We start from the raw sequence: 11,715 nt of genomic DNA, 5'->3' as shown, positions 1-11,715 counted from the left end.
TTGGTACACAACCGAGCCTATTGCCGAGCCTCGAACACGACAACGGTCGCTGAGCTGAGCGTTCACCCGACGTTGAGCGGTCCTCGAGCCGTCCTATGCGCGCATGGTCGCCTCGCTGCGTTCGGGCCCCGATTCGTTTCCGAGCGTGCGCCGTTCGGCGTCCAGGCGAGTCAGGAACATCACCGCGCCCCGTTCTTCGGCAAGGGCGTACGCCTCGGCCAGTATCGTGCGCGCGTCCGCGCGGCGTTCCCGCGCGGCATAGCGGCGGGCCAGATCCAGCAGCGCGGTGAGCAGGTCGACGATCGATTCGCTGCGCCGCAGATGCCGAACCGACGATTCCAGCAGCGTGACCCGCTCTTCGTCGGGTGCCGTGCGCGCGACCGCGCGCAATGCGATGCCCAGGCTCCGATCGCAATTCCAGCGTTGTGCGAGTTCGAGTTCGGTGGCGGCCAATTCGGCGGCCCGGCCGGTATCGCCGAGACGGAACAACTCCCCCGAGGCCAGACTGCGCCACGGCACGAACGCCGGATTATCCAGTCCCCAGGCCACCGCCCGGCGGCCGGTCTCCAGGAAACAGGCCGCCGACTCGCGGGGGCGCCCGCGCAGGGACGCCAGCACACCGCGCGCGGTATTGACCGTCAGCCATTCCCACAGCTCCGGATTGACCGTGGCGGCCGCGTGCTCGATCCAGCGCTCGGCCTCGTCGACGCGGCCCAAGCCGATCAGCGCATAGGCACGATAGGTGGCCAGGGTCGCCGGATATCCCGCTGCGCCATCCTCGTCATAGGCCCCCAGCAGCCCGCATTCGAGCAGAGAGCGATCGAATTCCGCACGCCGGAAACATATTTCGGCGCGCAGGGCGGCGCGGTGCACATCCACCGAGGCGAACAGCCGCGGGTCGCGCTGCTCCCCGAGCTGCCAGGCCAGGGTCAGCTCATCGGCCCACAGGGCGATCTGCGCGTGCATCCCGGTCAGTTCCCGGGGTAGCACATCGGCGTGCAGCCCGAGTTCGCCGGAGAAACACCGCAGCGCGTCGGCGGCCGGAATGCGGACTCCGAACGCGTCATCGAGGATCGTGACCGCGGCGGCCACCGGATCATCCACCGCTTCGCGTTGCGCGGCAACGAATGTCGACCATGTCTGCGGCCGCAATGCCGCGATCACCCATTCGCAGGCGTGCACGGCCTGCGCGGCCACCGGATCGCGGGCCTCGGTCTCGGCCAGCACCTCGGCGAGCAGCGCGGCGGCGGCATCGACGTGCCGCTGGGTGGCCATGGTCCACAGCAGCGGCACCAGCGCGGTTGGCGCGCCCCCGGTGCGGCGTTGATCGCGCAGCGCCTCATCCAGATACAGGCGCGCCGCAGTGGGATTGGTGAACTGCGCCAGGCAACCCAGCCGCAACAACACTTCGTCGTGCGGGTCCGGCACCGCGATCCGCCGCGCGGCCTCGAGATGGCGGACCGCGTCCGCGGCGTCGAGGCGTGCGACGCAATCCTCGGCCGCGGCGATGAGCACACTTACCCACTCCGCGTATTGCGGCCCCTCCAGTTCCAGCAGATACGAGGCGGTTTCGCGCGCGGGTCGACCGGTCAACACCGCATGGCGGGCCGCGGCCACCAGGATCCGCGCATCGTCACGCGGTTTGAGCACGTTCCCGATCATCGTGCCGATGAGCGGATGACGGAACACCGGCGGATCCACCGACCGCAATACCCCTGCGGTATAGAGCAATTCGCACCGCTCACGGGTCGCGGCCTCGGGCTCACCCACCACCGCCGCGACGACCGGCAGCGTGGCCCGGCCCGGCGGCAACGCCACGATCGCGTGATAGGTGGCGAGCAATTCCGGTGTGCCCGTCTCCAATTGGCGACGCACCGCCAGCGAGTACGCACCATCGGGAAGGTAGGCGGGAAGCACGTCACGATCGGGGAATCGGCGCAGATCGGCCAGCAGACCCGTCAGCAGGTCGGGGATTGCGACCGTCGCCCGGCAGATCTCCTCGACCAGATCCGGGCTCGGCACCGCACCCAGTCTCCGGGTGATGATCTCGACGATCGATCGATCATCGAGCACCCCGACCCGCACGATCTCGTTCGCCGCGCGTTCGAGCGCGGCCTGGCGCATCGCGGCATCCGGTTCCCATTGCCGGTCCTCCATCGCGGCCACGACCAGCACGGCCATCGCGTGCAGCCGGACAGCGACCGAGCACAGCACTCGCACCGAGGTCTCGTCGGCGTCGAAGACGTCATCGACCAGGATCAGCAGCGCCCGCTCCCGCGCGGCCATGGCCAGTGCCTCGAGCAGCGCATCGGCATACTCCGTATCGGTGGCATCGTGTTCGATCATCCGAACCGAATCCTCCGCTACCGCATCACAGATCGCGGTCAGCAGCGGCGGCTGCCCGGCCCGCTCGGCGTGACCGGTCCCGACCCGGACCACCCGCAAATCCGGCGATCGCCGATGAAGTTCTTGCAGCACAGCCGATTTGCCGTACCCCCGATAGGATTCCAGCACCACGAAGGCACCGGTTCCTTGGGCGGCCCGTTGAGCATAATCTCGCAGCACCGCGAGTTCGGATTCCCGGCCCGAGAACATCGGCAGACTCGGTGTGCTCGAAGTCTGCTCGCCCCCGGCCGGGGGCGGTGAAACAGGCGGCGCGACGGGGCTGTCGACCCCTGCCAGTACCTGCCCGTGCACTGCCCGCAGTTCCACCCCGGGCTCCACACCCAACTGGTCGACCAGCACTCGCCGCGTCGACCGGTACACCTCGAGCGCCTCCGACCGCCGCCCGCGCGCATGCAGCGCCCGCATCAGCAACACCGGTGGCCGCTCGCGCAACGGTTGCTCGGCCACGAACCTGCGCAGCCGATCGATCACCTGCTCGGACCGATTCGCCAGCACCGACGCTTCCAGGCCATCCTCCACGAGCGAGAGTCGGCGCTCGGTCAACGCGGCCCGCTGTCCAGCCGCGAACGGTCCCGGAATCCCGGACAACGCCTCCCCCGAAAACACTTCCAGCGCAGTGTCGTAACGCTCTTGCGCCCCGTGCCAATCCCCCACTTCCCGCAATGCCTCCGCCTCGGCCACGAGCCGCTCGAACACCCCGAGATCGCACTGCTCGTCCTCGATCCGCAACTGGTACCCGCCGTGCCCGGACACCAACACCGTAGGCGGTGTCCGCGGCGGTCGGTTCGGCTCCAGCACCCGCCGCAACGCCGACACATGTGTCTGCACCACCCCGACACCGCCCGTCGGCTGCTCCCCGTCGTACAGCGCGTTGACCAGCGTCTCCACCGGCACCCATTGCCGCCGCCGCAATGCAAGTACACACAGCAGAGCACGGCGCTGCGGCGGACCGAGGTTCGACAGCTTCGCGCTTCGCCACACTTCAACGCCATTGAGTAGAACCAGCCTTACAACATCCGGCCCGTCTGCGTTACGCCCCATTACTGGTCCACCAGCCCTCCTGTGGGTTGCCAGAATATTGCCACGGCTCGACAGCAAGCATCGCGGCGGTCCACGATGACGCTGTCGAGCTCCGACCAACCGGGGGCAACTCCGGACACCTGGTTAACCACCGGTAAACCGCGTGAGAAATCTTGACACAGTGCTGTGTCTACTGCCAGAGTGTGGCCACAGTGTGTTCGCCAAGTCACATCCACCCCGGTGGTGTTCGACAGTTCACACTGTTCGGCCGCGCGGGGACGGCGGCGATGCGGGGCGTTGGCAGGAGGTGCGCGATGCGGGTCTTACCGCGTGGGCGCGGCGAAGGAAGCATGACAAAGGGTGGATCGCCCGCATTGCGGGCATTACGAGCCAACACGGGCGAGACCATGGGGTCGAGTCTCGGCACGCTGGGGCGGGCGGTGCGATCGGGGCTCGAGGCCACGCGGATCGCGGTCACCGATGCCGCACGCGGGCGGTTACAATCGCGAGAAGCGTTGCGGCAGGCGTGGTTTCTGGTCACGGTCACCACCATCCCGGGGCTGTTGATGGCGGTGCCGTTCGGCGTGATCGTGTCGGCGCAGGTCGGCAACGTGGTACATCAGCTCGGCGCGAATTCGCTCATCGGGGCGGCGGGCGGACTCGGGGTGATCAAACAGGGAGCACCTCTGGCGACCGGAATCCTGTTGGGCGGGGCCGGATCCGCGGCGATCGCGGCAGACCTGGGGGCACGCACCATTCGCGATGAGATCGACGCCATGCGGGTCATGGGAATCGATCCGGTGCAACGGCTGGTGGTACCGCAGTTGGTGGCGATGCTGGTGGTCGCACCCCTGCTGAACATCCTGATTCTGGTGGTGGGCATTGTCGCGGGCTACATCGCGGCGATCGCGGCGCTGGGGGTGACACCGGGCAGTTACTGGGAGTCGTTCGGCGGCTTCGCCTCCTCGGCGGATGTGTGGCTGTCGCTGGTCAAGTCGGTCATCTTCGGCTACATCGTGGTGGTGATCGCCTGCCAGCGCGGACTCGAGGCCCGGGGTGGCCCCCGAGGGGTGGCCGATGGGGTGAACGCGGCGGTGATTCTGTCGGTGGTCACCATCGCGGTGGCCAATACCGGAATCACGCAGGTGGCCACCATGTTTCTGCCGACCCGGGTGGCATGATGGCCGCGCCGTATGTTCCGGTACTGCTGCGCCCGCTGGACCATGTGCGCAGACTGCGACCGCTGCGACCGCTGGACGAGATCGGCTTCGTGCTGGTGTTCGCCTGGCAGGTGCTGGCGGCGATTCCGTTGACGCTCAGGCACTATCGCTCGCAGGTCGTGGTGACCATCACCAATATGACCTGGGGTCGCGGCAGCGTGATCGTCGGCGGCGGCACCGCCGCCGTCATGGTGGTCATGGGCGCGGCCGTAGGCGCTTCGATCGGCATCGAGGCCTACGGTGCGTTGAACACCGTTGCGCTGGGCCAAGTTTCAGGGCTCGTGTCCGCGTTCGCGAATACTCGTGAGCTGGCACCGATCGCGGCGGGAGTCGGTTTCGCGGCACAGGCGGGGTGCCGGATGACCGCGGAGATCGGGGCAATGCGGATCTCCGAGGAGATCGACGCCATCGAATCGCTCGGCATCCGGTCGGTACCGTTCGTGGTCACCACACGGGTGATCGCCGCGGTGGCCTCGATCGTGCCGACCTTCCTGATCGCGCTGATCGTCAGTTATGTGTCGGCAGCACTGGTGGTGACGACATTGCACGGGGAACCGAGCGGGGTCTACAACCACTACTTCACCAGTTTCGTGGTCGGCTGGGACATCCTGGCGGCGGTACTCAAAGTCGCGGTGTTCGGCGTGGCCGTCATCCTGATCCATTGCTACCAAGGGTTTTTCGCCACCGGCGGACCAGAAGGCGTCGGTATCGCGTCGGGACGGGCCATCCGCGCCAGCCTGGTCGCCATCGTCGCGCTCGACATGATCATGACCATCGTGCTGTGGGGCTTCAACGCCCCCATCACCTTCTCGGGGTAGGCATGCCTGTATTCGGACTTCCCGGGGTGAGCGCCACCCCATGGTGCGTGCGCCTGGTCGGGGCCATCACCGCCGCAGCCGCCGCGGCCGCCGTGATCGGCTGGCACTTCGCCCCGCAACGAACATCGCCCGATCGCGTCACCGTGCAGCTGCTCACCGAGAGTGTCGGCAACGGAATCGAATCCGGCAGCGACGTCCGCCTGGACGGCGTGCGCGTGGGGTCGGTAGCGGCCATCGCCACCGCAGGCACCGGACGCCAGAGCATCCATATCGAGCTGGACCGCACCCAGATCACGGGCCTCACCGATGCGCTCGGCGTCGATTACGCACCCGGAAACCTGTTCGGCGTCAGCGAGATCGAGTTGCGCCCTGGCTCGGGCGGCGCGCCACTGCGTGATCGGACGGTCGTGGACCTCACCGGTGATCGTGCCGTGCGCGCCCGCGACGCCACCATATCGACGCTGCTGCGATCGCTGGGACAGCTGACCAATGACGTCGTCACACCCCAGATGATTTCGGTGCTGCATCGGATAGCCAGCGATACCCGCGCGTTCACTCCCTTGTTCCAGGCCATCGTCACCACGGCACAATCGGTGGCAGATACCCAGCGGCTGCCCTCGTCATATCTCTTGCGCCAGTACGGCTCCACCCTCGCGGGCGTGCCGCCGACGGTGCAGGGCGTGCTGGATGTGTTGAACGCCCCGTACTCCGACCCGTACCTGCGTCAACCCGACAAGCTGGCGAAGTTCGACGCCAGCGTGAGCATGGTCGCCAATAATCTGATCGGTGCCTTGACCGGGGCGCTCGACACCGGGAACGCCTACTACGCGGGCTGCGCGGGAGTCTTCGTGCCACTGTTGTCCGCGCTGGCGGGCACCGTTCCCGATCCCGATGCGACCTCCGACCGGTTGACCGAACTGCTGCGGCGGGTGGGTGCGGCCATGCCCGAGACACCGGACGGTCCGATGGTCAATATCACCGTCGACCTTCGCGGGGTTCCCGCTCTGGCCGTACCGCTCTCGGCTCTGCTGGACGCTCGCGCGGGCGGAGGACAACGATGAAACCACCACTGTCGCTGGGCATTCGCCTCGGTGTGTTCGCCACGGTCATGATCGTGTTGTTGGTGGGCGTATTCACCGTCCTGCAACGCCCGATCGATGGCGACTCGGTCACCTACACGGCGGAGTTCACCGATGCCAACGGCCTGCGCGCGGGCAACGATGTGCGGCTCTATGGCGTGCGGGTCGGCAAGGTCGGAGAGCTGAGCCTGGACGGGGCGAACGCCAAGGTGACGTTCACGGTGTCGAGCGATCGTGTCCTCTACGGCAACACCAAGTTCGCGGTGCGCTTCCAAAGTCTCACCGGGCAGCGGTATCTCGACATTCAGCCTGCCGACGCGCCGACCAACCGGCTCGATCCACGCACCACCGTCGGCATCGCGCAGACGATTCCGGCATTCGACATCACCATGCTGTTCAACGGTCTGCAGCCGGTGTTGGCGACCCTGACGCCGCAGGACATCAATACCTTCAGCACCGGCATGCTGGGCGTGATCGAAGGCGACGGCACCGGCTTGGGTCCGGCATTGGATGCCATCGAGAAACTCGCCCGCTACACCACCGACCGCCAAGCGGTGCTGTCCACGCTGATCCGCAACCTGTCGCAGGCCGCGGACATCATAGGTGGCCGCTCCGGCAATGCCATGGCGATCATGGCGCGGCTCACCGACATTTTCGTCCAGTTGCAGGAACGTATCGGCGGAGTCATCGATTTCGCCGTCAACATCCCCCCGGTGCTCACACCGGTGCTGAGCCTGCTGCGGACCGTCGGGCTCACCGGCGATCCGAACCCCGAGCTGAACCGGGCCGTCAAAACCGCCTTCCCCGACCCGAAACAGGCCGTCGACACCTTGAATCAGGTTCCGGCGCTGCTGAACTCACTCACCGCGCTGATTCCACCGGCCGGGTCTCCCGTGGACCTCAACTGCTCACACGGCGCAGCGCCCGTGCCGCAGCAGCTGGCGGTGCTCATCGGCGGGCAAAGGATCGTATTGTGCAACAGCTGATTCGCTCGATTCCACTGCGGCGTCGCCGCGCCGGACCACTCGATGAACCGGCGGCCCGCCGCCGGGACCTGCGCTGGGGCATCACCACGCTCATCACCGTGGCAGTGCTCGCGATCGCCATCGGTGTGGTGTCGGTGGTCCACATCGGTATGGCCACCTACAGTGCTTATCTCAGCGATGCCGCCGCGCTGCGGGTCGGCGACGAGGTACGCATCGCGGGGATCACCGTCGGCGAGGTGAAAGCCATCGACCTCGAATCCGACCGTGTCGCACTGCAATTCACGGTGCGGCAAGGTGTCTTCGTAGGTGATCAGTCCACGTTGTCGGTGCGCATGCTCACCATCGTCGGCGGGCACTACGTGGCGGTATTGCCCGCCGGTGCGAAACCGCTGGGCAAGACGCCGATTCCCGCGGACCGGGTAGTACTGCCTTACAGCCTGCCGCAGCTGTTCCAGGACGCTGTCCGCCCGGCCGAGCAGATCGACGCCGAAACTTTGCGCCGCAACTTCGCCGCCGTCACCACCGCCGCCGCGGGCAGCCCGGAGGGCCTGCGCCGAGTGATCGACGCGGTGGGATCGATCGTAGACCTGCTCGACAAGCAGAATGCCGAGATCTCTCGATCCCTCGGTGTCGCAGACGAATACGTGACGGCCATCGCCGCGAACAGGTCCGCGATCGGACAGTTGGTGGCCCGGCTGCGAATCCTGGAGACCGTCATCGCAGACAACAAGGCAGCCGTCGGGGAGTCGCTGCGCAATGTCGCCGTTCTGGTCGGCCAGCTCGCACCCGCGGCACGGCTGTGGGAATCGGACCTGAAGCCATCGGCACAGGCGCTCATCGACACGATACCGGCGCTCGATCAGCTCGGCGAAAAGCTTGGGACGCTGCTGGATTCGGTACGCGGATTCGGCGAGCGCCTGCAAGGGCTACTGACCCCGCAGGGCCTCACCGTCGATCAATCGGCCTCCACGATCACCGCACCTGCGTTGTGTGTGCCGGTGCCGGGGAAGGGGTGCTGATGCTCACGAGAGTCTTCTCCTCCCGCGCGTTCGTATCCTTCGGTCTCGTCGTGGTGCTCGGATTGGCCGCGGCCGGGGTGTACACGACGCTGCGGCCGCACCCGATGATGCGCGCCTACTGCGCCGATATGCCCGATGCCATAGGTCTTTTCGAAGGCAGCGACGTCACGGTCATGGGTGTGCGGCTCGGCCGGGTCACCAAGGTCGCGAACAATGGCGCGACGGCGCGCGTGAGCTTCGAGATTCCCGCGTCACGCAAGCTGCCCGACGACGTGGGCGCGACCACCTTGGCCGATTCCCTGGTCGCCAATCGCCGGTTGGCGCTCATCGGAGCCGAACCCACTGGGGCGGGCCGCAACCCGAACACCTGCATCACCCGGACGGTCACCCCGAAGAGCCTCTCGGAAACCTTCACCGCGCTCTCACGGCTGGCCGACGAGCTCAACGGCACACCGGATCCTGGACAGACCGGCGCGGTCGGGCAGGGCCTGACCGCGCTGAATTCGCTGACCGCGCACACCGGCCCACAGCTCAACGCCATTCTGACCCGGCTCGGCACGGCCCTGCACTCCCCCGACGCCGCGATCGGTCATATCGGCGACCTCATCGACGCGGTCGGCTCCCTCGCGCGCGACGCCGCCACGTACTGGCCGGAGATCCGCGACATGCTGACCCGGCTGACGGGCACCTTCGACGATGTCTCGAATATCGCGGTGCCCCCGGTAGTCGCGATCCTCGACAAGCTCGTCGACGTGCTACCCGCGCTCAATGACCTCACGGTCACCCTCGGAGGTCCGCTGCTGCACCGACTCGATTCGGTCGAGAACCTGCCACAGCTCATACGGTCCGGAGTCGAAGGACTGCACGGCGTGCTGGCACTGGCTCCCGCGGTGTCGAGCGCCTTCGCGGCCGTCATCGATCCCGCCACCGGGGCGATCTCGATGGCCTACGCACCGCCACGGGTGGCGATTCCACAACCGGACGCCGCGGCCGTGTGCGCAGCGATCGACGCGGTCACACCCGGGACCTGCACGAGTACCACCGACGGGATGGTGAATGTGTCACTGGCACAGGTGATCATGGGACAGCTGGGGGCACGATGAACAGCATTCGCACTCGTCGGATTCGCCTCGCGGCCGTGCTGGCAGGTCTGGTACTGACCGTCAACGGTTGCGCGTTCGACCCGTCCTCGGTGCCGATACCCGGCACCACGGTCTCCGGGGATACCTATCCACTGCACATCGAATTCCCGAATGCGCTGAACCTGCCGCCGGGAGCCAAGGTGATCGCCGATGGAGTGGAGGTCGGCAATCTGCGTCGACTGCGCATCATCGATACCGATCCGGCGGGAAAACCCGTGCGCGGCTATGTGATCGCCGATATCGCACTCGCCCGATCGGTATCACTGCCCGGTGATGTCACCGCGACACTGCAGCAATCGACCCCGCTCGGCGATGTCCGCATCGCGCTCACCAGTCAGCCGGGCAGCACCGCCGCACCGCTGGCCGCCGACGCGGTGATCCCGCTCGCTCGCACCCGGCCATCCACCCAGATCGAGGACACCCTCGCCGGATTGGCGACCGCGCTCGGCAGCGGCGCGATCACCGATATCCAGAACACGGTGCGGCAGATCAATACCGCCCTGCCGCGCGATCCCCGCGACACCGCCCGCATCTTCGGGGTCCTGGGCTCGGATCTGACCGATGTCGCCGGTGATCTGGGCAGCCTGGATGCGATGCTGAGCGGACTCACCGCGGTGAACGGTACGGTCGCCGAGAATCTGCCGCTGCTGGATGAGATGTTGACAGACAGGGGAACTCGGCATCTGCTCGATTCGACGCAGTCGGTGATCGGGGTGCTGTACATCTTCACCAATCTCGGACCGGTGGCGCACTCGGCGGCGTGGCTCGCACCGCTGCTGCAATCGGCCGATGCCGCCGCGCGCGCCTACGTGCCGATGCTGTTCAGCGCCCGCCCCCTGGATCTGGCCGGACCGTCGAATCTGACGATGCTGATCGACCTCATCCAGAACAAGCTGATCCCGTTCGCGCAGCGCGGACCGAAGGTGAACCTGACCCAGGTCACGGCCGATGACACGGCCGGGACGGTCACCGACCGCACCGATCGGATTCTCGACACCCTGCGCATGATCGGAGCCGTGCAATGAGAATCCGCCTCGGGCGACCGAAAACCAGCTCGATCGTCTCCCTCGGCGCACTGGCGGGCGTCCTGCTCATCGGCATCGCCTACCTCGGACTGGGCGTGCTGCGCTATGACCCGTTCACCGACCTCACCCGAGTTCGCATGGTGCTGGCCAATTCCGGCAGCATCGGCATCGGCACCCCGGTACTGCTGACCGGCATCCCGATCGGCACGGTGACCACGGTGCGGCGAGGCACCGCCGGGGTGGAGGTGAGTCTCGAATTCGCTGGCGCACACCATATTCCGGTCTCGAGCGCGGTCAAGATCGAGAACCTGTCGGCACTCGGTGAGCCCTATATCGACTTCCAGCCGCCGGATACACGAGGTCCCTACCTGCGAGACGGCCAACAGCTCGATACCGCGAAAGTCCAGGTGCCGCTGCTGATCCCGGATCTCTCGGTCAAGGCGGTCCAGTTCATCCGCCAGCTCGATCCGGCCACCATGACCTCGCTGGTCCACACTCTCGACACCACGCTGACCGGCACCGAAGCACAGCTGCCCCAGCTCGAGCGCGCCACCTCGCTGCTGGCCGCGACGCTGCTCAGCCGCACGGGAACAATCCGGCAGCTGCTCACCGACCTGCAGACCACGGGTGCGGACATGGACTGGACCGGTCCCGCGCTCGCCGCGTCCGGACCCTACTGGTCACTGCTCGGGCAGCGGCTCGAGGAGCTCATCACCACCGCCTCACGGGTGATCGAGAAGGGCGATGCACCCCACGACTATCTCACCGGCAATGGTGTCGTGCCGTTCCTGAACCAGTTGAACGCCACCATGACCCGGCTCGGACCCGAATTCACCCAGCTCGTCCCCGTCCTGCAGCCACTGACCGCCGACGCCACCAGCTCGCTCGGCCGCCTCGACATCAGCGCGTTGATCGCCCAAGCACTCGGCACGGTCGGCGACGACAGCGCTGTACATCTGCGCCTCAGCGTCAAATGACCACACACTCACAGGAGCAGCAT

9 protein-coding genes are annotated in these 11,715 nt (G+C 66.9%); 8 read left to right on the top strand and 1 reads right to left on the bottom strand.

What is annotated here, in order from left to right; genetic code table 11:
* Nucleotides 1-93: 93 nt before the first annotated feature.
* Entirely contained in the window at nt 94-3,387 is a 3,294-nt protein-coding gene (locus tag ACFC0O_RS12540; RefSeq protein ID WP_375956697.1) for a BTAD domain-containing putative transcriptional regulator, read from the bottom strand.
* A 389-nt stretch (nt 3,388-3,776) separates the two neighbouring features.
* Between ACFC0O_RS12540 and ACFC0O_RS12535 the strand changes: the two genes are divergently transcribed.
* Genes ACFC0O_RS12535 through ACFC0O_RS12500 form a run of 8 tightly spaced genes read left to right on the top strand, consistent with a single transcriptional unit; the run spans nt 3,777 to nt 11,692 of the window.
* Nucleotides 3,777-4,607: an ABC transporter permease gene (locus ACFC0O_RS12535; protein WP_375956694.1), complete on the top strand. Its 831-nt coding sequence runs from the start codon at nt 3,777-3,779 to the stop codon at nt 4,605-4,607.
* On the top strand, nt 4,604-5,464 hold the full coding sequence (locus ACFC0O_RS12530; RefSeq protein ID WP_375956691.1) for an ABC transporter permease: 861 nt from the start codon (nt 4,604-4,606) through the stop codon (nt 5,462-5,464). The genes ACFC0O_RS12535 and ACFC0O_RS12530 overlap by 4 nt, the downstream gene beginning before the upstream one ends.
* Before the next feature lie 26 nt (nt 5,465-5,490).
* Nucleotides 5,491-6,525 carry an MlaD family protein gene (locus tag ACFC0O_RS12525; protein WP_375956689.1) on the top strand — a complete coding sequence of 345 codons (1,035 nt, stop codon included), beginning with the start codon at nt 5,491-5,493 and terminating at the stop codon, nt 6,523-6,525.
* A complete protein-coding gene (locus ACFC0O_RS12520; protein ID WP_375956686.1) occupies nt 6,522-7,529 on the top strand; it encodes an MlaD family protein in 1,008 nt (335 codons plus the stop codon). The genes ACFC0O_RS12525 and ACFC0O_RS12520 overlap by 4 nt, the downstream gene beginning before the upstream one ends.
* Entirely contained in the window at nt 7,517-8,548 is a 1,032-nt protein-coding gene (locus ACFC0O_RS12515; protein WP_375956683.1) for an MlaD family protein, read from the top strand. Before ACFC0O_RS12520 ends, ACFC0O_RS12515 begins: the two co-directional genes overlap by 13 nt.
* Entirely contained in the window at nt 8,548-9,651 is a 1,104-nt protein-coding gene (locus tag ACFC0O_RS12510; RefSeq protein WP_375956680.1) for an MlaD family protein, read from the top strand. Before ACFC0O_RS12515 ends, ACFC0O_RS12510 begins: the two co-directional genes overlap by 1 nt.
* Nucleotides 9,648-10,715, top strand: coding sequence for an MlaD family protein (locus ACFC0O_RS12505; protein ID WP_375956677.1), 1,068 nt, complete (start codon nt 9,648-9,650; stop codon nt 10,713-10,715). The genes ACFC0O_RS12510 and ACFC0O_RS12505 overlap by 4 nt, the downstream gene beginning before the upstream one ends.
* On the top strand, nt 10,712-11,692 hold the full coding sequence (locus ACFC0O_RS12500) for an MlaD family protein (RefSeq protein WP_375956674.1): 981 nt from the start codon (nt 10,712-10,714) through the stop codon (nt 11,690-11,692). Before ACFC0O_RS12505 ends, ACFC0O_RS12500 begins: the two co-directional genes overlap by 4 nt.
* Nucleotides 11,693-11,715: the final 23 nt, after the last annotated feature.

The sequence above is a fragment of the Nocardia sp. NPDC056100 genome, from assembly GCF_042266325.1.
In the GTDB taxonomy this organism is placed as follows: Bacteria; Actinomycetota; Actinomycetes; order Mycobacteriales; family Mycobacteriaceae; genus Nocardia.
This window is presented reverse-complemented; position numbering and strand designations above follow the sequence as displayed.

Bases quoted from the DNA above. Each gene is read 5' to 3' on its own strand.
- ACFC0O_RS12535 (WP_375956694.1), top strand. From the start codon at position 3,777: ATGACAAAGGGTGGATCGCCCGCATTGCGGGCATTACGAGCCAACACG.
- ACFC0O_RS12505 (WP_375956677.1), top strand. From the start codon at position 9,648: ATGAACAGCATTCGCACTCGTCGGATTCGCCTCGCGGCCGTGCTGGCA.
- ACFC0O_RS12520 (WP_375956686.1), top strand. From the start codon at position 6,522: ATGAAACCACCACTGTCGCTGGGCATTCGCCTCGGTGTGTTCGCCACG.
- ACFC0O_RS12530 (WP_375956691.1), top strand. From the start codon at position 4,604: ATGATGGCCGCGCCGTATGTTCCGGTACTGCTGCGCCCGCTGGACCAT.
- ACFC0O_RS12500 (WP_375956674.1), top strand. From the start codon at position 10,712: ATGAGAATCCGCCTCGGGCGACCGAAAACCAGCTCGATCGTCTCCCTC.
- ACFC0O_RS12510 (WP_375956680.1), top strand. From the start codon at position 8,548: ATGCTCACGAGAGTCTTCTCCTCCCGCGCGTTCGTATCCTTCGGTCTC.